Below are 20,575 nucleotides of genomic sequence, written 5' to 3'. Positions count from 1 at the left end.
GTAAACCAATGCCTTGGCTACACTACTAATCTTAGTATGTTTTTTAAGTAGGCTACTTCCGCTTCCAGCCGTTTAATTTTTTCTTGATCCGAAGGATTCTTTGGTTTTCTTCCTACAAGACCGCGCTTTTCTTTTAAGCCATCGATTCCCTCTTGTTTATAAGCCCTAACCCATCTCACAATTTGAGACGCATCCACATTAAATTTTTCAGCTACTCGTCGATACCCACCCATTTCGCCTGATAAATAGAGTTCAACTGCCTGTAACTTAATCTCTACAGAATACGTTTGTTTTCTCCCCATACAAAAATCCCCTCCAAGTAGATAGTAGCGTCGCTTTCTTACAACTGTCTACTTAAAGGGGAGCATATCAATAAATTGTGCTGCATTCTCATTTTTGGCACTGCACTCGTTTTTTAAAAAGCTAATTGATTTACAAAGCTATATAAATTTTATAAAAGTGGTTAATCCATCCAAAAGGCGGGTAATAAACCAAAAGGAAGAAAATAAAGGAAAAAAACCTTAAAAATAAAAGGAGGATTCGTCATGTTTCGTCATCAAAAAGAACTTCAGTTTGAGGTAAAGGTTGACCGCCCAGATCCAATGCTTGCCCGCCAAGTACAGGAAGTATTAGGCGGACAATTTGGTGAAATGACCGTCATGATGCAATATCTCTTTCAGGGATTTAACTGCCGTGGAGAAGAAAAGTATAAGGATATGTTAATGGATATTGGGACAGAGGAAGTTGGACATGTCGAAATGCTCTGTTCTCTTATCAGTCAATTGCTTGATGGGGCTTCTCCAGAAGACCAGGCAGAAGCAGCAAAAGACCCTGCTACAGCAGCCATTATGGGTGGTATTAACCCGCAGCATCTGCTTGTAAGCGGACTTGGTGGACTGCCAACAAACTCAATGGGCGTGCCGTGGAACGGTTCCTATATCGTGGCAAGTGGAAATTTGCTAGCCGATATGCGTTCTAACTTACATGCAGAAAGTCAAGGTCGGCTTCAAGTGGCTCGTTTATATCATATGACAAAAGATGAAGGAGTCCGTGCAACATTCCGCAAAATGCTGGCACGTGATCGTTATCATCAGTATCAGTGGATGGCAGCTATCCAGGAACTTGAAGAGAAAAATGGCGTAGTTGTGCCTGCCTCATTCCCTCCTGAGGCTGAAGAGGAGTCACAGCCAGAGGCGTATGAATTTTGGAACCTTTCCGAAGGGACATCTTCTGCCGAGGGTCTATGGGCTACCGGAAGTGCACCCGATGGAACAGGCGATTATGTTTACATTGCAGAGCCAGTAGCCAAAGGACAGGTTCCTGACCCAGAGATTCCTCCTACAGCATTACATCATGATCTGGATCCTAAAAAAGCACCTGCTAAACAAAAAAAAGCACCTGCCAAACAAAAAAAATGACTTTCAACCTTTTATAAAAAAAAACAAGATGTACTAACCAGAGTACATCTTGTCTACAGTCTAAGAATGCTTATAAGCATTCTCTTTTTTTATGTTGAACAGTTTTATCATGCTGTGGCCTGGATACAACATAATTGTATTTATGTTGCATTCGATATTGGATTTTTTATTCGGTCTTATCGAACTCTTACCCTCATTAGAAAAGAAAAATGAAGGAATCTATACACATAGGTTAACACCTAGCTGTCCCGTTGAGTTTGGCAAACGCACTGGCACACTGGGAGATGCGATTCTGAAACTGCCGACGGAGGATTCCCTTACCTACCAAGCAATGGATCTTATTTATCAGCACGTTGAAGGCAGCTAACCTTTATATTAAAATGATCGAGGACCGTCTTGTGCTTCATACGAAGGATACAATCCTTCACGGTGTTTCTGATGAATTAGGTTACTTTTTAAAGCGGCATCTTGTACAAGACCGAGCGAGATACAGCTCCGATCATGAAGCATTGAGCACTGAATCAGAAAAAGAATTGCTGTCTGTATACCTGCCAAGAGAGATCAAGAAATGGCTGAAGAAAGAAGCAGAAGAAAAAGGAACCAGTATGCAGGCGGTTGCTGGAGAAATCATTGAAAAAGTATATAATCATGAAAAAACTATTAATGAAAAATAAATAAGCTGATAAAGCAGTTAGAAAAATACAAAGGAAGCAAGAAAAGATCACGGTTATGAAAAAGGGTATTTTACTATTGATTACCGCTACTCTTTTGTGGGCAGGTAACTATATATGCGGACGTTATTTAGGACCCGCTTTACCAGCTACATTACTGAATACCGTACGCTGGGCTGTTTCAACCCTTATCCTTTGGGGATTGCTGGCTCTGAACAAAAAACAGCTTCCTATTATAAAGCAGTGGAAAGAATTTTTGGTTTTGGGGTTTCTCGGCATTTTTGCTTTTTCAACCTTAAATTATGTAGGATTAAAATCTATTAGTGCCTCACAGGCGGGCATGATTTCAGCAGGGATTCCCATTGCAATCTTATTCTTTACCCCCTTATTTCTCAAAGAAAAGGTTAAACCAAAAGCATGGATTGGAGCAGTTCTGTCCATATTTGTAGTTATCCTGCTTGTTCAAGGCAAACAGGATATTTTTTCTGAAGGATCTATAATAGGAGAAGCCGCCATTCTTTTATCTTGTGTAGCTTGGGGCATGTATACGGTTCTTGGTAAAAAATACGGAAAGCATATAGACCCGCTGACCATGACCGCAGGAGCCGCTTTTTACGGAACTCTTTTTAGTGCAGTTAGCTGCATTGGAACAGTTGATTTAAACTCAATTCACATGTCTCGAAATGCATGGATCTGTATTGTTTATGTGAGTACCTTTGCATCAGTAGTGGCCTACTTTGCTTGGAACGCCGGTGTGAAAATCGTTGGAGCTGGGCGTGCAGCTCCTTATATCAACCTGCTTCCTGTTTGGACTGTTTTATTAGGCGTCTTCTTATTACAGGAACAAATATCGGGGATGACCTTGGCGGGCGGAATCGTCACTATTTCAGGAGCAGTTTTAGCCAGCCGGTAAAGCCACTCTAGAAAGGGGTACTTTTTAAAGCGGCAACTTGTAGAGGACCGGGCAAGACACAGCTCCGAACATGAAGCATTGAGTATCGAATCTGATGAAGAATTGCTGCCTGTGTACCTGCCACGCGAGATCAAGGAATAGCCGAAGAAAGAAGCTGAAGAAAAAGGAGCCAGTATGCAGGAAGTCGCCTGGGATATAATTGGGGAATTTTATAGCCATAACGCTAAACTTTAATGAAACTAAAGTATAGTAAATTAAAAAATAAACAATAAATAAAAACTGTCCTCTATCCCAAAGTACCGAGGACAGTTTTATTTTAAGAGCCTATCTACAATAAAGTTTAAGATAGATTCCTATATATCTTAAACTTTATTGTAACTATTTTTTTAAAAGCTGAAGAAGAGCAATAATGGCATCTTCTTTGTAGGAATTCTCCACTTCAAATGATTCATAATCTTATTAAGTGGCGGTAGTTCAATTAAATAGATGAATCTGATCTAAGGATTTTCCTATACCCACAGCAACACAATCAAGCGGATCTTGTGCAACGTAAACTGGTATACTTGTTTTTTCATTTAATACATTATTCAAATTTCTCAACAAGGCCCCACCGCCTGTTAGTGTTATACCTTTACCCAAAATATCAGCCGCTAACTCCGGCGGCGCTTCTTCTAATGTCCGCTTCACTACCTCCACTATTGCATTCACAGTGTTACTTAAAGCATCCGATATTTCTTCAGCCGAGATTTCAATGGTTTTGGGCAGCCCTGTTAACAGGGCGCGTCCCCGCACAGCTTTTTTTGCCTCGTCTTTTGAATCTCCAGCAGTACCAATCTCAACCTTTATATCTTCTGCCATATGGGGTCCTATCATTAAATTATGGCGTTTCCGGATATAGTTGATGATTACTTTGTCCATCTCATCACCAGCTATCCGTATAGTGTTGCTGGTTACGATCCCCCCTAAAGAAATAACTGCGACTTCAGTTGTTCCTCCACCAATGTCTACCACCATACTCCCAACTGGTTCCCACACCGGTAAATCTGCACCGATTGCTGCAGCCAGCACTCCTTCTATCAAATAAGCATCTCTTGCTCCTGCTTCTCTGGCCGCTTCAATTACGGAGCGTTGCTCAACAGGTGTAACGCTAGATGGAACACAAATCATCACCAACGGCTTGCTGCCTATTATGCTTTTTTTGTTTGATTCCTTTAGATAGTGTTTCATCATAGCTGTTGCGGCTGAATAATCTGCAATAACCCCCTCTCTCAGGGGTCGAAGAACCACCACATCTTCAGGAGTACGGCCAATCATCTTTTTGGCGGCATTTCCCACCTCAATAATTTTTTTTGATTCGGTTTGAATCGCCACAACAGAGGCCTCTCGAAGAATAATTCCTTTCCCTTTTACATAAACAAGTGTATTCGCTGTTCCTAAATCAATTCCAAAGCCCTTTAAATGAAGTTTAAACATTGTTTTTCTCCTTCTTAAAACAAGTTTTTGTAATTCATTTCTCTTCAACTCCTGCCAAACATTAAGTAACCGAATGAAAATCCTTTATACCATTTTCAGCATTTCACGATGCTTGTTTTTGATAGATAGCGGACAGTTTCTTTACCTGAATAAGCCGGTATATGAAAAGGATGTTTATAGGATTCCGCTCCTTTTTCGGTAATCAAAATACAGTATTCTTCTTCAATCTCATCTCACGTATGGTTTTATGACCAATGTTCGATCTAGGATGACAACCCTTTTTTCTTGTTTAAATCATCCAATGTAAGGATACTAACATCATCTATTTCTCCTGATATCAGAACCATCTTTCTGCGTTTCTTTCTATTTTGATTTCCTCTAAAGCTAAAGATGTAAAAAATTTGTCTGGCTCTGTTTTCTCTTGCAGTTTGCAGGAAGCTTATTAATGCCTCAGCCGTATGAGCATAATCAATGACGATAAAAGCCCCCTCAGTTCAAACCTTTCCGGAACGCCCTTGAATGCTTCTAAAGTTTAAAAAATATGGCCGCTTTCAAGTCCGAGTTCTTGAGCAGTTGAATACGTCACCGAAGAATCTAAAATATTATGTCTTCCTACTATTAAAGATTTAGTTCAGCTGGTTCCCCCTCATATATTCATATATTTCTTTCTCCTCTGATATATTCATATATTTTCGCAAAAATTTTTTCTCCCAGGTTATATTTGCCGATTATTAGATTATTGTTGTCCCCTTTCCCAATCATCCATACACCAAGGTCCTTTTGCTTCAGCTGGCTAAATAATTTTTCTCCCCAGCTGTTGTTTAAATTACTAATTGCTTTTCCATCTGGTTTTAATTGATTAAGCAGCCTGGCCTTTATGGAGAAATATTGATATCATTACTCACTGTATACGTATTGAAAACCTAACTAAAAAACGAAAAAGCCTGTCTAGTTCTTTTATAAAATTTAGAGGATTTATTTAATGTTTATATTTTTGAATTTTACACATAGTGTATTATAATATTTTTGTGAATTTTTTCATAACTATCTTTTTTAAATTGATCAAACCATGTTCTTTTTTAATATAATCCGGAAGTTTGACCATTTAATTGTTTGCTGTTAGCCATTTTACACATTCAATCGTGCCTAGCTGCTCAAAAAAGTGAATGTAAATCTGTGATATAGCCAAGTATATTGGACTAAAGCTCGCCATCTAGCCTGTATCGAATCGAGTTGCTTGGATTTGGACTCTCTTGCATGGAAGTTTTTAACAGGATAGATGATCTCTGAGCTCCCATTAGTGAATTTATTAGTCAGTTCCTGATAATGCTTGGCTAGTGTTAGTACTTCGGGGTGAGTGAACGGTGCCTTCTTTTTTAATTCAGAACGAACATTCAATATTAGCTCAGGCTATTGGCGGTATTTTATTAACTCAGCAAAAAATGAAGTAACATTTACCACTTGACTATCCCATTGAGTTTGACAAACAGAAGAGATACAGTTGGATATGCTACTTTAAAATTACTGACAGAATGTTCCCTTACCTATCAAGCAATTCGTGTATTTCATATGAAGGATACGATACTTCACGGAGTACCATGAATTAGGGTCCTTTTTAAAACGGCATCTTGTACAAGGCCGGACACGATACAGCCCCGAGCATGAAGCATTGAGCATCGAATCAGAAGAAGAATTGCTGTCGGTGTACCTGCCTCGAGAGATCAAAGAATGGCTAAAGAGAGAAATGGAAAAAACGGCACCAGTATGCAGGAAGTCACAGGAAATATAATTGAGGCAGTTTATAACCGTAGTACAACATCCTAATGACAATATTACAAAAACAATTTTAGGTAACAAAGGGCTAGTTAAGGGCATTTATTTATCTCAGACAGTGGTGAAGATAATCTTTTATATGTTGAAAGCAAAAGCACCAGATGCATTATTTTCTCAGATTGTATATAATAATAAAAAAGCTATTTAAAAAAATCGAGATACTTCTTATTTTCCTAGATTATCTGCAAAGGAGAGTTGAATCATGGCTAGAGTGTTAAAGTCGAAAAAAGATATTGAACAATTTTCAGCCGATTTCCCCCAAATTGCTTTTTATGATGAGCAAGGGAAAAAGAATTACTTTGTTTTTGAGGACAAGCAGCGAAATGGGCAGTGGACGTTAATGTTCAGCAATGACAAAAATGTGTGGACCATTCATGGCAAAGGCGATACATATTGCGATCCAGATGAAAAGCTGCTGGAACCAAAAGAAACGGTTCAGTTTATTTGGAACAACCGCGGCTCTGTTAATAAAGCTTTGCGCAGGCAAGCTTAATCCAGCAATGAAAAAGCGTAACATCAAAAAAGACATCCTCCATTATTTCATATAAAAATAGCATTTATATTTTTTAAAAGAACGGCTTTATGCCTGTTCTTTTTTTCTTTTTTCAAACGAAAAGGGCTGATTTCACATTTTCCAAAAGCGATGTGCGGTCCTTTGAAAACGTCCCGTTTCCATTTTTATTCAAAATATTGGATAACGATTTTGAGTAATTAAAGTCTGAAGATACCCCGATTATTCAATCCGATTAGGGCTGTCATTATCCAATGAAACAATATCTAAACACATTGAAGAACCGAGAGATTACACAAAATTGGACCGAAAGGTGTGGCAGGATCAATTCAACTTCTTTCAATGGTGTTGGATAATATCCGCCTTTTGATTGTGATGCGATACGCAAATAATTTTTTCTCTCCTTAAAATGGTTTATACTTTTGCACAAAAAAAACGCACTTCCTGTTTTTTTAGGAGTGCGTTTCTTACTTAACTAATTTTCTTTAATATCTTACTGTAACAATCAACATAGGACGGGTCCCCGTTTAGGGTTTCCATAATAATACGAGTCATGGTTCCGGTTAAATACCACTCCATCAAACCCTCGTCACCCATTTGCTCTAAGACTTGAATGACTAACTGATCTTTATCGCGGAAACTAACAGCAGTCAAATAATCATTAATGCTTAATTCATGCTCCATGTACTTTACCGTTTCCGTTAAATCAATGCCTTCTTCGATTACGATGTTTTTTAATTCAGCCAAATATTCGTTTTCCATATTATCACCCCACTATGGTTTTGGCTCTAGTATTGACACGAATTCTATATTCTAAATGCAAAAGAAAAAGCCTCCAATGAGGAGACTTAAGAGACAAAATTATTAATAAACTTCACAAGCGCCCAACAGCATACAAATACGATTGCAACACCTATGAAGAACTTATGAAAAGCAAACAAGAGAAAAGGAAGAAAAGAAACCGGAACATCCGAAAACCAGGATGCTGCCGGTTTCTTTTCTTTTTCCATCCGAACATACGTTAAAAAATAGATTGAAAAATTTCCATTCCAAGAATAAGTAGTTTAAAAATTGTCCATGCTGATTGAAAAAAACTAAAACAAAAAGGGTGTTTCTAATGAAAAAATTAAAAAATTATTCGTTTATCCTAGTATTATTTGCAATGATGGCCGGAGCAACAATGTACTTTACTTTTTCTTTAGAGAATGAGCCGACATATCAAGAAATCAGTGTTAAAAAGGGCGACTCACTTTGGACATTGGCTGAAGAATATCAAGATAGCCATGATATGAATAGCACTCAATTTATTAAATGGGTACAAAAGAAAAACAACTTAATTACAACAAAAATCGTCCCTGGTGAACAAATTGTCATTCCAGTGGTGAAAGATGAGATTCAACTAGCTGATGCAAATTAATAATAAGGGCTGTTTTATTTTTAAGTTTTAGGCTTGTTAAAGAATATTGTTGATTTAATTTTTAAAATTAAGGACTTCAAGGTGTGAAGTCCTCTGTCCATTATTCTTAAACTTTCTTTTTGAATCTATTTCCTGTATTTGAGTACACTAATGTAAAAACAATAAGAGTTAAAAGTAATATAAGACCAATAATAAACAAAACTCGTTTTTCTAATATCTCACTTAATGCTAATAATAGTATGCTAAGGCTAATACCATACATAATTTTCCCCATAAATTTGCACAAAGCGATTTCATTGTATTGAGCCTTTTCACTGTCAGACATTGTATTATAACCTGCAAGTAATGATGCTCCTTTTCCTTTTGATAGTAAGACAGTGAAAATTAAGAAAGGAATTAAAATAATAAAAATAGCTACTCCCATAACAGCTATACCCCCTTTTCTTTATACTGCTCCATTAATTTAAAAGTAGAAGCAAGCTTTTAAATTCCTTGCTATACTTTCACGTTTAATGCCAGTCTTATTTATCTTTAAAAGCATTTAACAAGCCTTTAATTGCACCTTTAGGTACAATAAGGTCATTCACTTATCCATTTAAAATTCTTTACTCCACTCTTCCTCTTCTAAAATTTCCCCGCTTTTAGCAATGTACTCCACAGCAACAAAACCTTGTTGCAGTTTATCTTCATTTTTTAGATAAGAGATGAAGCTATTAAAAAGTTCTTCATCACCATCATTCTTTTTTCGGGGAATAGTAATACGGATAGTAGGTGCAGCGTTAAAATCTTTATAACTTTCTGGATGAACAGGATCAATACCCAATTTATCCCCTATTCTGTCATCATAAAAGACAAAGAAATCAGTTGAATCTCCGAAATTTTCTTTAATATAAGGACGTATTTCCGTTTCTATATCATCTGCCCATTTATCAGCAATGTACGTATCCGTCATTTGCTTTGTTGTATCATCGTAATAACCCAAAAATTCTATGTTGTTTTTCTTTTCTCGAACCTTAGCGGCATATTCAAATTCAAAGTTGCCCATATTATCGTACAAAACGTCATGGAACAATTGCAGTAGTTTCCAAAAGGGATTATTAAATCTACAGGAAACTTTGATTAATACACTGACCTTTTTCTTCAATTCAATAAATCCGAATAAATTTTAAGCTATCCTAGCGACTAAAATCAGTGACGCCTATTCCTAATTATGGTAATGTAAAAATATACTTAAAGGGGTGATTTATGATGAATAAAATTCCGGATATTACACTGAATGATGGGCTTACATTGCCAGTTGTAGGTTTAGGTACATATGCACTCAATGGAAATGCAGGTGCTAATGCGGTACAAAATGCCATTCATGCAGGTTACCGGCTCATTGATTCTGCGTATAATTATGAGAACGAAGGAACTGTGGGCGAAGCTGTTAGACGCAGCTATGTTCCAAGAGAAGAATTGAGAATTACATCTAAATTACCGGGCCGCTACCAAAACTATGACAAGGCAGTTACAACCATTCAAGAATCCTTATATCGCGCCAGCCTCGATTATTATGATTTATATCTGATTCATTGGCCTAACCCGAGACAGGATCAGTATGTGGAAGCCTGGCAGGCTTTAATTGATGCCAAAAAATGGGGTCTTGTTCGTTCCATTGGTGTCTGCAATTTCCTGCCTGAGCACATTGAACGTTTAGAAAAAGAAACGGGGGTTAAACCAAGCGTCAACCAAATCGAATTGCATCCATTTTTCAATCAGGAACAACAAAGAAAATGGCATCAAGCGAATAACATAGTGACAGAATCCTGGAGTCCATTAGCCCGGGCAAATAACCTTTTACAAAATGATACTATTCAACAAATTGCCCAGCGTCATAACAAGTCTATTTCACAGATTATTTTACGCTGGCATTTTCAATTGGGAGCCATTTCTATTCCAAAATCCGCTTCTCCTGTACGACAGCTTGAAAACATCTCCATTTTTGATTTCTCTCTCGACGAAACAGAAATGAGCCTGATTTCAGGATTAACACATCCTGACGGCAGAATTAATAATCAAGATCCTGCGGTATATGAAGAATTTTAAGGAAAGCGAGGGGGTCTTCTCCCCTCTGCTTTAGCAATGAAAGCGATAAAATGCTGAACAGGAAAACTACTCAGCTCTCCTGTTTCTCTATACATTCCACCACGAGATCCCGTTACACACAGAAACTCTTATTCCTCAAGCAGACCCTTTATTCGCTCTACTTTGTCTTCCATTTTACGTTCTTTATCACGACGGTCATCGATTCGAATATTTGTACAGACTCTAGCAAGACCTTTTTCAAAAGGTACTTCGTGCATCGCTTGGATCACTTCAAACAATTTGGGCAGATCGCCTTCAATGATCGTACTCATGGGTGTCAATTGAAAACGAATTTCCCCTTTTTCTTCATATTGCTTTAGTACTCTTTGAATATCTGCCACATAGCTGCTAACACTTGGATTCTGAGTGCCAACAGGAATAACCGTTACATCAACTATGGCCATTTTTATTCACCAATCCTTTTTATGTATTTCAATCAAGAAGCTGGCTGACAGCTATTCTATATTAGACAAATGATTTTACTATTATAACTCAAACTTCGCACCTGAGTAATTAGATATAAGCTTTAGAGCTGATTTCGGCTGCTGTTTTTATCTCGAAAGAAGGAAACGACTTGGAAATAGTATTAAAATGGCGGCAACTTTTGATGTCTTTTTAATATAGCTGTTCCGAGCAATTCACTGAAAAAAACGACACTTTTTCAGTGAATTGTTCAATCCTTTAAGTGGCTGTACAATAAGGGTTTATTGAATAAGCGGAGTCAGCAAATATTTCTTGCTTTAATAAAATGAGTGTACCTTTCGAAAATTCTTCTTTTCTTTTTCGATTTCGGCATTCAACATCATAAAGTCCCCCACTTTTTTAATTTTGGATCCCAAATAGTTGTGACAGGTAGACTGCTTGAATATATTTTTTATAAATTTAAAAGTGAATTTTGCACATTACACATTATTCATTTTCAAATCTTATAATGAGAAAAAAGGCGCCCCAATATGGAACACCCTTTGATTTCTTCTTTTTTCGCTTTCTCATAATCCTATAGGAATAAACCAACGATTGTTGCAGAAAGAACAGAAGCCATTGTTGCTACAAGAAGCATTTTCAGACCAAAGCCAGCAACTTTCGCGCCTTGCTCTTGGCTAAAGCTTTGTACTGTTCCCTGAATGATTCCAATTGATGCGAAGTTTGCAAAGCTGACAAGGAATACAGATACGATGCCAACTGTTTTAGCAGATAAAGTACCAAGTACCTGAGCAAAGCCCAGCATAGCAACAAATTCATTCGCCAGCACCTTAGTGGCCATGACAGAACCTGCTTGAACAGATTCAGCAACCGGAACTCCCATTAGAATTGCAACCGGTGATAACACGTAGCCAAGGATTGTTTCAAGCTTCATGCCTGTTACTCCTTCAACGCCATAGTTAATCATCGCAAGCAATGATACATAAGCGATAAGCATAGCGGCAACGATACCAGCTACTTTAATTCCGTCCACCGCGCCATTTCCAATCGCCTCGAAAATTGATTTTTCTTTCACCATTTCGTTAATGTTAATGTCTACGTTCTCTTCTTTTACTGGTGCAACAATTGTTGCTAAAATCAAACCGCTCATAATGTTAAGTGGAAGAGCAACTAAAACGTATTCTGCCGGGATCATAGTCATGTAAGCTGCAACAATTGAAGCAGAAACAGAAGTCATTGAAGCTGTCGTTGCCACAAATAATTGGTTTTGGTTGAAACCAGGAAGCTGGTTTTTAATCGCCACAATTGCACCGGTATCTCCGAAGATTGAAGATGTAACGACAGAAAATGACTGGATGCGTGGAAGGCCTGTTACTTTTGCAATAGCTCCTCCCAGATATTTAATTACCAAAGGCAAAACGCGGATGTAATTTAAGATTGAAAGCAATGTTGATGTGAAAACGATCAATAGCAATACATTGATAAAGAATACGGTCTTGCCTTCAGCAACTAATCCGCCGAGAACAAAGTTGATTCCTTCGTTACCAAACATCATTACTTTTGCAAAACCTGCAGCAATCGCTGCAAGGATTTTACCACCGATGCTTGTGTTAAGCATAAATGCTGTAACAGCCAACTGAAGTGCAAATAGAATTCCGATTGCACGATAGTTGATGTTCTTCTTATCGTTTGATAACAAGTAAGCTGCACCAAACGTAAGGATGATTCCAACGATACCTACTAAAACGCTTATCATGTTGAGTCTCCCTCTTGTTGTTTTGTCTTGCACCAAAATAGCATAGGCAGTCAAGTGGGGAAAGTCAACCGCTAATAAGAGGAAAAATAAATTGGTTATCCTGCTATTTTTTGGACCTCTCTCTTTATTAAGAGGTTTTCCTATGTTAGCAGCTCATGCAGAGAAATGCCTTCCTTACGATCCGAGTATAAGTCTACACCTACATCGGCTAATTCTTTGTTGATCAGTTCTGTGCAAATGAGTGCTTTCTTGCAATGAAGGAAATGTAAAAACGATGCTTCTGAAAACTTAATTTATTGACCGTTTAATCGATACCTATACCATTTTCCAAATACCAATAACGTCTCTATCACTAGCTAAACCAAGGGCTGCACGGATTCTCACACTCGTTCAAGGAGCGATTGCTGATGCGCTGGTCCGTTAAATACCAGTACATTGTAGCCTTGCAATCCAGCAAGGCAACCCCATTACCAACATTTTTGTGCACACACCGCCCTATGTTTCAGGTCATTCCCTTGTGGCAGGAGTTGCTTCCAAGCTATTAAGCTACACTTCTTTCCGACTGAAAAAGGACCGGCTGCAGGAAGCCGCAAAACTCATTAAACGCTCTATTCCAACGGTGCATGTCTATGTGCAGGAAGGAAAATTCACGCCTGTACAAGCAACACGCGTAATTTTTTAAGAAAGAGGCAGCCTCACTTCAACCGTTGTACCCTGATTTTCTTTGCTTTTGAATGTGATCGTCCCTTTATGCTGACTTACAATCCTAAAGCATAACATTAAGCCTAAACCTGTCCCTTTTTCTTTATTGCTAAAAAAAGGTTCCCCTAATTTCCGAAGACGTTCTTTATTAATTCCAATACCATTATCAGTGATTTTTATCAATAAATCTGGCCCCTCTTCACTGGCTTGGATGTTTACAAAACCTCCGTTAGGCATGGCTTCAATACTGTTTTTAATTAAATTAATAAACACTTGTTTTATTTGGTTTGGATCACCCATAAATGGCGGAATGTTTTGTTCAACCTGTTGGCCTATTTGCACATTTTGTAAATGTGCCTCTGATTCCAGCAGTGTCTCAACCTCTTTTAGTATTTTTTTAAGATCACTCTTCATTAATTGAATCTCTTGTGGCTTGGCTAGATTAAGAAACTCTTTAATTATCTCCTCAATACGATTAAATTCATCCAAAAGGATATCAAAAAATTTCTCCTTAACCATTCCTTGTTGCATTAGCTTAACAAATCCTTTTATTGATGTAAGAGGATTTCTTATTTCATGGGCGACACCTGCCGCAAGTTCCCCTACCACGGTTAATTTCTCTGATTTTGCAAGGAGTTCTTCTGCTTTTCTTTTTTCTGTAATATCTCTGCCTACCACAATAATGTGCTCCGTTTGACCGTTTCCCCCAATTACAGGTGTAGCCACACACTCAATTAATATCCAATTCCCATTACCATGTAAAAAGTGGAATTCCATCTGGGAAGGGGTTTTAGTTAGGGCACTCTGTTTGAACTTCATTCTTACATGATCAACTTCCTCTGGATGAATGTTATCTAATGGGTTCTTTCCTTTAAAAAATTCTTTAGAAAAGCCAAGTAATGTTTTATGAGATGGTGATGCATACAAAATATTCCCACTAACATCAATCAAAAGAATTAAATCGGTCATGTTTTCCGCAATAAGACGATATTTGTATTCACTTTCTCGTAACGCTTCCTCAGCTTTTTTGCGTGCTGTTATATCTACACATGAACCAATGACCTCTATTACTTCCTGGCCCCGTTTAATCGGGCGTAAGCTAGCAAGATAATGAATTCCATTTGTCTTGTTTTCATAAGTAACAAGTTCTTCTCCTTCCCAAGCCCTCTGGTAATATGTTGTCTTTTCTGTTGCGCCCTCATGGGACAGAAAATCATATAAAGTTTTACCGACCACTTGAGAAGGAATCAATCCAATTCGATACAATAATTCTCCATCACAAAGCGTATGAATAAATTGATCATTGATTTTTCTAAACTTCAAAATCATCCCCTGCTGCAGGCGAACAGTATCTTGCATCTCATTTTTTGCTTTATATAGTAATTCTTCTGCCCAAATCCGTTCATTTATATCTTGAGAAATTCCATGTTTTGTTACAAGCTGCTGGATTTCTTGAAATCTTTTTTCTACTTCATTTGCAGGTAATGGAGCGCTGAAGAAATATCCCTGCCCTTCGTCACATAGATGCTGCTGCAGAAATACAAGTTGTTCCTTGGTTTCAATTCCTTCCGCGACTACATTTAAGTTCAAATTATGAGCCATTGAAATGATGGTTTTTACAATGGTTTCATCATTTGGGTTGTTATGAAGTTCCTGGACAAACGATTGGTCAATCTTTAATGTATCGACAGGGAATTGTTTTAAATAGTTTAACGAACTAAATCCTGTCCCAAAATCATCAATGCTTATGTGAACACCCAGATTCTTAAGCTGCTGCAGGGTTGAAATCGTACGTTCAATGTCCACTGTCATGCTCTCGGTAATCTCAAGTTCCAAATACTGAGGTTCAAGCCCTGTTTCTTTCAAAATAGCGGCAACCGTGTGAACAAAATTAGATTGCGTGAACTGTCTGGCTGATAAATTGACAGCCATGACCGGTGAAAACCCTTTTTCCTGCCATGCTTTCTGTTGTTTGCATGCCGTGTGCAGAGCCCATTCTCCGATAGGGATAATTAATCCGGTTTCTTCGGCAAAGGGAATAAAGGCTACAGGAGATATCATTCCCTTTTCTGGGTGATTCCAACGAATTAATGCCTCTACCCCCACTATATTGCCGGTTTTCAGGTTGATTTTTGGCTGATAGTGTAACAGCAGCTCGTCACGTTCCATCGCTTTATAAAGATCTGCTTCCATTTGTAATGGGTTGAATTCTCCTTCATTGGAGAAGTAAAATTTATAATTGTTTTTCCCTGCTTTTTTTGCTTGGTACATAGCAAAATCAGCATGTTTGATTAATTCCTCGGCTGTCTCCCCATCTTTAGGAAACTGGCTGATCCCTATACTTGCAGAAGTGAAAACATCATAATTTTTTATCTTATATGGGGCAGCAAGAACATCCAGAATTCGCTGACAAACCTTTGATGCAACATTTCTGTCTGCATCTGCTAAAATAACGATAAATTCATCTCCACTTTGACGGAAAATGATATTGCTGTCATGCAAGGATGATTTCAAACGTGTCGTCACTTCTTTCAGTAGAAGATCGCCCGTATCATGTCCTAATGTATCGTTGATGACTTTAAATCGGTCAAGATCGATCATTAATACAGCGAGGCTTTGTGTCTTTTCAGCAGCAGTCGTTAACTCGTTCGAAAGGCGTGAATGCAGCATGTTTCGATTAGGCAGACCTGTTAAATAATCATGAAAGGCCATGTATTCATTGTACTTTTCTATTTCTACTTGTTTCGTTATATCTTGTGATATACCGTATATGCCATCAAGTTTTTCGTTTACCATAATAGGCGTGATCGATACGTTTAAATGAATAAGAGAACCGTTTTTGTGATAAATAGTGGTTCGAAAGTTTTGCGGTGTGCCTTTTTTTACTAATTCGAGCTGTTTTTTTACTTTTTCTCTTTCTTCAGGTTTAGCGAAGTCAAGAAAATGCATCTTTAAAATTTCTTCTTTCGTGTATCCAATCATTTTTTCGCTAATAGTATTACAGCTGGTAAAATATCCGTTTATATCTAATGAGTAAACACTGTTTGCATTAAACTCAATGAGTGATTGATATCGCTGTTTGTTATCTTCGAGTTGATTGTAGAGCTTCTTTTTCTCTGTAATATCTTTCCCGACTGTCATAACAGCGGGTTTTCCATCAAATGAAATAACCACCGCATTTGATTCCACATCTATTACTCTTCCATCCAATGTCTTCACTTTGTATTCATAAAAAGAAAGCTTCTCACCATTTAACAGCCTTCCCATACGATCTTTCAAGGTATCTAATTCTTCAGGCATAAGTATCTCTTTGACCTTTTTCCCTAATATCTCATTCACATGTTTTGCCCCCATCATCTTTAACGACTCCGGGTTCGCATAGACGAATTTTCCTTCCTGATGCACCAAAACAGCGTTAGGAGATAGCTCATTAAGATTACGGGACCGTTCCTCACTTTCAGCTAACTGGATCATTGCCTTTTTACGCTCCGTAATATCAAAAACAGTCCCTATACTTGAAATAATGTTTCCCTTTTCGTCTTTAATGCTATCGGCACTCTCCTGAACCCATCTGCTGATTCCATCAGGCCGAATGATTCTGTATTCAATATTATAGGGCATACCGGTCAAGAGCTTTTCTATGTGACTCTCAACTATGTTTATGTCTTCCGGAAAAACAAAGTCCTTCCACAACTGAGCGTTCTTTTCAAAATCTTCTTGTGTATAACCGTATATTTTGGCGCTCTCACTTGAAATCCAAAAAGAATTTTTTTCTAAATCCCAGTGCCAAATGGATGCGCTTATACTATCAATCAGCCTTTTTGCAGATTCAATATTTTTGTTATTTCTAAATTGATTGGTAATATAATTGATATTCATTTACATTCTCCATTTATTTTATTTGTTGAAAATAAATATAAAAAAGCCACCTTCTAAGAGAAGCAGCCTTGTATAAATGGGCTTCGGCAACCCGGCGATCATAATTCCCTAACACAGAACTTTAGACCCGTAGCTTTGCGTCCTTATTTTTCAATAAGTTTGCCCTTATCAAAGAAATGTATATTTATCTCTTGTTATTATAACCGGTTTGAGGGTGGAAAGAATAAGGTATTTTCAATTTTCTTGTTGCTTTGATGCTGTTAAAATACTAAATTGATGGGTCAGATTGTAGTTATAAATAATAAGTAAAAGTTGAAATGGTGTTGAGTACCGTTAAACAATTAAAAAGGTTGAGAAATGAAGTGACCCAGTGAAAAGAGATAAGGAAAAAACACCAAGTATCAATGAGGTTTGCGTAAAAGTGTATTTTCATGCATTAAATCAGAAGAAAAAACATTAGTTTTAAAACACCAAGCTTTCAACAGAGGAGCTGAAGCTGAATAAAAACCTTAGAAAAAGGCTCACAAAGCTTTATATCAGTTTTTAAAAAGCTGCAGGTGTCAAGATGAAAAAACTGTCCACAAAAGGAGACGACCTTAAGTACCACAATACGAAAACCCCACAAGTGTTATTGTGTTGCAAAAACAAAGAGATTGATGTTCCCTTGGAAGCTAAGAGGAACGGTTTTTACAGCTTAAGAACGCTCAATTTCTTCATGTTCCTCTTTTCCATCTTTATTTAAAAACTTCTTTTCAATTTCTTCTTTATTCCCATAAAGAAAAAGATCGTCTCCGGCCTGAATACTCTCATTATGCATCGTGTTTCGAAGGTTTATTTCACCTCGTTTGATAAAAAGGAGAGTAATATCTTCTTCTTTTTCAAACAGATTCAGTATCTCTTTTCCAACGAGCTCAGAGTCTTTCTCTATCGCGACTTCTGTTACGACATCATTTTCATCCAGGTATAAGGCGTCTTTGATCGGAAGTTCAGATATATCGAGATTTTTATGCATTTCATAATCAAACTTTTTCCGAAGTTTATTCTTTAGAAAAGGGGTTTTGCCAATAAGCAGTAGAATGAGCAGAACAGAATTGATCACGAGTAACTCGGTTAAACGAAGATCATCTGATAACATATTCGTCATGGCGGAGATAATCACCGCAAGGGAAAAAGCACCAAATAAAATTAAAAATGCACTAATTTTTCTTCGAATAGGGTGGTCAATAATTAATTGGGATTCATCCGTTGTAAAGCCGGTTCCTGTCAGCATAGAAATGACCTGATAACGGGAAACCGGCTTCTCCAGACCAGTGATATTAAACATAATGACGGAAACCTCAATGACAAGCATAATAATCAGCAGGTAAAGGAGGATAAAAAGCATTTCCACTGCGTTTTCCCTTCTTTCTTCAATATATTCCTTATAGAAAAAGAATACCCTTTTAGCTTTTAATAAAACAAAGTACATAATTGGAGAAGACGAGTTGAATCACCTTACTAAAATAAAGAAAAAGAAAAAGAGAATCTTTCAAGTAGAATACAGGAAAATTAACATGTTAAAGAGGTTCTGTTGGAGACAAAGCTTATACTTCTAAAAGAGAGTACAGATTGTGATTTTCTCGGTATGGTTAAAAGTGTTCTTTTTGGGTAAATAAGGACTGGAAAAGAGCAAAATTCTCTATTTTTTATTTGCTTGGCTATGTCCTATTTAAAGGCCCCTCGACTATTAAAAAGCCTTTACATAGTTTTTCTAAGGGAAATGGAAATTTTACGCTGAAATAATACAGGTAAGCTGGAATAAAAAAGCTCTTCTTTTGAAGAACATTATAAGAAAGGTGGTGCTCCCATGGATAGCGGAACAGTTTCAGCCGTTTGTTCCATGTTCGCTGTCACTTGTTCCATATGTACTGTAATAATTGTGTTCATTACACTGGCGAAGTAATGTACAAATTAGTACCTGGAGATTGCGCTAGCAGTCTCTGCATTTTTTATTTATTACTTTTACTTACTTATGAATTCATCCTAGCGTAATAGTGGCATGCTCTTCAACTATAGAAAATGATTATTTTACTAGGAAGAATGCTTTGAAAAATGAAACGGGGGTATCTAAATAAAGAATTGATTTAAAATTTTAACTTATATAAAAATGAACGGAGCTGTTAGTATGCCGCATATGAAAATAGATGAATCTGTCTCGCTTTATTACCAAGTCAAAGGGAAAGGAACACCCATTGTCTTTATTCACCCGCCGGTTATCGGACATAAGGTTTTTAAACATCAGGAAAAGCTGGCAGATCACTATCAAACGGTTTTTTACGATCTTCGGGGTCATGGAAAAAGCACTGCTGGAAATGTGCCTCTATCGATTCCCCTTTTAACGCAGGATTTAAAAAAGCTGCTCGATGAAATCGGAATTAGCAAAGCGGTTATTTGCGCTTTCTCAAATGGCGGCACGATTGCACAAGAATTCGCTTTACAGTACCCGGAGCACACAGAAGCCTTAATTTTATCCGGAGGGTACTCCGAAGTGAATAGTTTCTTCCTGAAAAGCACCATTAAACTTGGCATGACTTTTGCTAAACTAAATCAAATTCCGCTTATCGCTAAAGTGCAGGCAAAGACGCACAAAGTCACGAAAGAGGATGAGGAAGAGTTTTTTCAATACGCCTGCAAAGCCAATCCTCAGCGCGTCTATGAATTTTGTGAGGCCGGACTTTCCTATTCATCCACAGAACGGCTTCACCAATTAAAAATGCCTGTTCTCCTCATTTATGGTTCAAATGAAAAAACGATGCATCATTACCGCAAACCTTTTCAAGAGGCAGCAGCCCATGTGAAAGTGAATTACATAAAGGGTGCTTTTCATGAGGTTCCACCGCGGCATTTCAGTGAGTTTAATGAGGCCGTCCTCCGATTTCTGCAGCAAGCAGGCACCTTTGAACCAACGGAGGAACTGATCTTAACATGATTTAAAAAACAAACCCTTGGTCGTACTTATTTTTAGCTGAGTCGATGAAAGATAACACAGGAACTACATGTCATAACTAATGATCTCTGAAAAGATGTTATCACTTTGACAAACGTTCTATTAAACGATTTAATCCTTTCCTTATTAATAAAATGAGTGAATCACTAAATCGTTTGAAGCCTAAAAGAAAATAAGGAATTAGGCTTGTTTTAGTCATATAAAAGATGAAAATTAGAGAAAGTTATTTTGTATATTGGGATCGTATTTTGATTGTAAGTAAGAATTCAGCTAGCTAAAACCCTCACTTTGAGGGTTTTTTTAATTAACAATGTATTTAACCTTGAGTCGGTTTCTTTTTTTGAATGTTAAAGGGATACCGTTTTGACACTAAAAAAAGAGAATGCGCTTGGTAGTGACCCCTTAAAGTTAGAGTTTCAATTATGCAGCTAATTGGCTGGCATGAGTCCGGTATTGCACCGGGCTC

Annotated in this window: 19 protein-coding genes and 1 riboswitch; of the genes, 8 read left to right on the top strand and 11 right to left on the bottom strand. The window is 37.5% G+C overall.

Annotation, left to right across the window (positions count from 1 at the left end; translation table 11 throughout):
- Positions 1-17 precede the first annotated feature (17 nt).
- The gene (locus NLX67_RS21225; protein WP_254313402.1) at positions 18-302 is read right to left on the bottom strand and encodes a helix-turn-helix domain-containing protein; all 285 of its coding nucleotides are present in this window, start codon (positions 300-302) and stop codon (positions 18-20) included.
- 243 nt (positions 303-545) lie between these two features.
- Between NLX67_RS21225 and NLX67_RS21220 the strand changes: the two genes are divergently transcribed.
- The 3 genes from NLX67_RS21220 to NLX67_RS21210 all read left to right on the top strand — a co-directional run bounded on the left by NLX67_RS21220 (position 546) and on the right by NLX67_RS21210 (position 3,002).
- The gene (locus NLX67_RS21220; RefSeq protein ID WP_254313401.1) at positions 546-1,418 is read left to right on the top strand and encodes a manganese catalase; all 873 of its coding nucleotides are present in this window, start codon (positions 546-548) and stop codon (positions 1,416-1,418) included.
- A 398-nt stretch (positions 1,419-1,816) separates the two neighbouring features.
- A complete protein-coding gene (locus tag NLX67_RS21215; protein ID WP_254313400.1) occupies positions 1,817-2,092 on the top strand; it encodes a hypothetical protein in 276 nt (91 codons plus the stop codon).
- Between the two features lie 55 nt (positions 2,093-2,147).
- Entirely contained in the window at positions 2,148-3,002 is an 855-nt protein-coding gene (locus NLX67_RS21210) for a DMT family transporter (protein WP_254313399.1), read from the top strand.
- A 474-nt stretch (positions 3,003-3,476) separates the two neighbouring features.
- Here the strand turns inward: NLX67_RS21210 and mreB are convergent, their stop codons facing one another.
- The 3 genes from mreB to NLX67_RS23390 all read right to left on the bottom strand — a co-directional run bounded on the left by mreB (position 3,477) and on the right by NLX67_RS23390 (position 5,354).
- Positions 3,477-4,475: a rod shape-determining protein gene (mreB, locus tag NLX67_RS21205; RefSeq protein WP_254313405.1), complete on the bottom strand. Its 999-nt coding sequence runs from the start codon at positions 4,473-4,475 to the stop codon at positions 3,477-3,479.
- 263 nt (positions 4,476-4,738) lie between these two features.
- Positions 4,739-4,954 carry a glutamate ligase domain-containing protein gene (locus tag NLX67_RS23395; RefSeq protein ID WP_375143441.1) on the bottom strand — a complete coding sequence of 72 codons (216 nt, stop codon included), beginning with the start codon at positions 4,952-4,954 and terminating at the stop codon, positions 4,739-4,741.
- Positions 4,955-5,129: 175 nt separating this feature from the next.
- Entirely contained in the window at positions 5,130-5,354 is a 225-nt protein-coding gene (locus NLX67_RS23390) for a hypothetical protein (protein ID WP_353913489.1), read from the bottom strand.
- A gap of 1,156 nt (positions 5,355-6,510) precedes the next feature.
- Here NLX67_RS23390 and NLX67_RS21200 point away from each other — a divergent pair.
- Positions 6,511-6,801 (top strand): hypothetical protein, encoded by a 291-nt coding sequence (locus NLX67_RS21200; protein WP_254313398.1) that lies wholly within the window; start codon positions 6,511-6,513, stop codon positions 6,799-6,801.
- A gap of 489 nt (positions 6,802-7,290) precedes the next feature.
- On the opposite strand, the gene NLX67_RS21195 is transcribed toward NLX67_RS21200, so the two are convergent.
- The gene (locus tag NLX67_RS21195) at positions 7,291-7,581 is read right to left on the bottom strand and encodes a hypothetical protein (protein ID WP_254313397.1); all 291 of its coding nucleotides are present in this window, start codon (positions 7,579-7,581) and stop codon (positions 7,291-7,293) included.
- A gap of 355 nt (positions 7,582-7,936) precedes the next feature.
- Between NLX67_RS21195 and yneA the strand changes: the two genes are divergently transcribed.
- A complete protein-coding gene (yneA, locus tag NLX67_RS21190) occupies positions 7,937-8,236 on the top strand; it encodes a cell division suppressor protein YneA (protein WP_254313396.1) in 300 nt (99 codons plus the stop codon).
- A gap of 106 nt (positions 8,237-8,342) precedes the next feature.
- On the opposite strand, the gene NLX67_RS21185 is transcribed toward yneA, so the two are convergent.
- Together NLX67_RS21185 and NLX67_RS21180 are read right to left on the bottom strand one after the other, a co-directional pair.
- Entirely contained in the window at positions 8,343-8,660 is a 318-nt protein-coding gene (locus NLX67_RS21185) for a DUF3784 domain-containing protein (protein ID WP_254313395.1), read from the bottom strand.
- 171 nt (positions 8,661-8,831) lie between these two features.
- Positions 8,832-9,380, bottom strand: a complete 549-nt coding sequence (locus NLX67_RS21180; RefSeq protein ID WP_254313394.1) for a hypothetical protein — start codon at positions 9,378-9,380, stop codon at positions 8,832-8,834.
- Between the two features lie 101 nt (positions 9,381-9,481).
- Between NLX67_RS21180 and NLX67_RS21175 the strand changes: the two genes are divergently transcribed.
- The gene (locus NLX67_RS21175; RefSeq protein ID WP_254313393.1) at positions 9,482-10,324 is read left to right on the top strand and encodes an aldo/keto reductase; all 843 of its coding nucleotides are present in this window, start codon (positions 9,482-9,484) and stop codon (positions 10,322-10,324) included.
- A 128-nt stretch (positions 10,325-10,452) separates the two neighbouring features.
- Here the strand turns inward: NLX67_RS21175 and NLX67_RS21170 are convergent, their stop codons facing one another.
- Both NLX67_RS21170 and NLX67_RS21165 read right to left on the bottom strand, forming a co-directional pair.
- Positions 10,453-10,767, bottom strand: coding sequence for an MTH1187 family thiamine-binding protein (locus NLX67_RS21170; protein WP_254313392.1), 315 nt, complete (start codon positions 10,765-10,767; stop codon positions 10,453-10,455).
- A 593-nt stretch (positions 10,768-11,360) separates the two neighbouring features.
- Complete coding sequence (locus NLX67_RS21165) at positions 11,361-12,539, bottom strand: NupC/NupG family nucleoside CNT transporter (protein ID WP_254313404.1); 1,179 nt, start codon at positions 12,537-12,539, stop codon at positions 11,361-11,363.
- 520 nt (positions 12,540-13,059) lie between these two features.
- Between NLX67_RS21165 and NLX67_RS21160 the strand changes: the two genes are divergently transcribed.
- On the top strand, positions 13,060-13,224 hold the full coding sequence (locus tag NLX67_RS21160; RefSeq protein WP_254313391.1) for a hypothetical protein: 165 nt from the start codon (positions 13,060-13,062) through the stop codon (positions 13,222-13,224).
- Here the strand turns inward: NLX67_RS21160 and NLX67_RS21155 are convergent.
- Positions 13,221-17,123, bottom strand: coding sequence for a PAS domain S-box protein (locus tag NLX67_RS21155; protein ID WP_254313390.1), 3,903 nt, complete (start codon positions 17,121-17,123; stop codon positions 13,221-13,223). The two genes, NLX67_RS21160 and NLX67_RS21155, sit on opposite strands and share 4 nt — an antisense overlap.
- An 82-nt stretch (positions 17,124-17,205) precedes the next feature.
- A riboswitch (cyclic di-GMP riboswitch) is annotated at positions 17,206-17,297 on the bottom strand.
- 520 nt (positions 17,298-17,817) lie between these two features.
- A complete protein-coding gene (locus NLX67_RS21150) occupies positions 17,818-18,507 on the bottom strand; it encodes a TrkA C-terminal domain-containing protein (protein ID WP_254313403.1) in 690 nt (229 codons plus the stop codon).
- Between the two features lie 780 nt (positions 18,508-19,287).
- Here NLX67_RS21150 and NLX67_RS21145 point away from each other — a divergent pair.
- Entirely contained in the window at positions 19,288-20,091 is an 804-nt protein-coding gene (locus NLX67_RS21145) for an alpha/beta fold hydrolase (RefSeq protein WP_254313389.1), read from the top strand.
- The last annotated feature ends 484 nt before the right edge of the window (positions 20,092-20,575 follow it).

The sequence above is a fragment of the Domibacillus sp. A3M-37 genome (assembly GCF_024213455.1).
Classification (GTDB): Bacteria; Bacillota; Bacilli; order Bacillales; family Domibacillaceae; genus Domibacillus; species Domibacillus tundrae.
The sequence above is the reverse complement of the archived record's forward strand: the minus strand, read 5'-3'. Positions and strand labels throughout refer to the sequence as shown.

Excerpts from the sequence above, each read along its gene's own strand:
- NLX67_RS21200 (WP_254313398.1), top strand. The coding sequence starts at position 6,511 with ATGGCTAGAGTGTTAAAGTCGAAAAAAGATATTGAACAATTTTCAGCC.
- NLX67_RS21225 (WP_254313402.1), bottom strand. The coding sequence starts at position 302 with ATGGGGAGAAAACAAACGTATTCTGTAGAGATTAAGTTACAGGCAGTT.
- NLX67_RS21170 (WP_254313392.1), bottom strand. The coding sequence starts at position 10,767 with ATGGCCATAGTTGATGTAACGGTTATTCCTGTTGGCACTCAGAATCCA.
- yneA (WP_254313396.1), top strand. The coding sequence starts at position 7,937 with ATGAAAAAATTAAAAAATTATTCGTTTATCCTAGTATTATTTGCAATG.
- NLX67_RS21145 (WP_254313389.1), top strand. The coding sequence starts at position 19,288 with ATGCCGCATATGAAAATAGATGAATCTGTCTCGCTTTATTACCAAGTC.
- NLX67_RS21150 (WP_254313403.1), bottom strand. The coding sequence starts at position 18,507 with ATGCTTTTTATCCTCCTTTACCTGCTGATTATTATGCTTGTCATTGAG.
- NLX67_RS21175 (WP_254313393.1), top strand. The coding sequence starts at position 9,482 with ATGATGAATAAAATTCCGGATATTACACTGAATGATGGGCTTACATTG.
- NLX67_RS21195 (WP_254313397.1), bottom strand. The coding sequence starts at position 7,581 with ATGGAAAACGAATATTTGGCTGAATTAAAAAACATCGTAATCGAAGAA.
- NLX67_RS21210 (WP_254313399.1), top strand. The coding sequence starts at position 2,148 with ATGAAAAAGGGTATTTTACTATTGATTACCGCTACTCTTTTGTGGGCA.
- NLX67_RS21185 (WP_254313395.1), bottom strand. The coding sequence starts at position 8,660 with ATGGGAGTAGCTATTTTTATTATTTTAATTCCTTTCTTAATTTTCACT.
- NLX67_RS21155 (WP_254313390.1), bottom strand. The coding sequence starts at position 17,123 with ATGAATATCAATTATATTACCAATCAATTTAGAAATAACAAAAATATT.
- NLX67_RS21220 (WP_254313401.1), top strand. The coding sequence starts at position 546 with ATGTTTCGTCATCAAAAAGAACTTCAGTTTGAGGTAAAGGTTGACCGC.
- mreB (WP_254313405.1), bottom strand. The coding sequence starts at position 4,475 with ATGTTTAAACTTCATTTAAAGGGCTTTGGAATTGATTTAGGAACAGCG.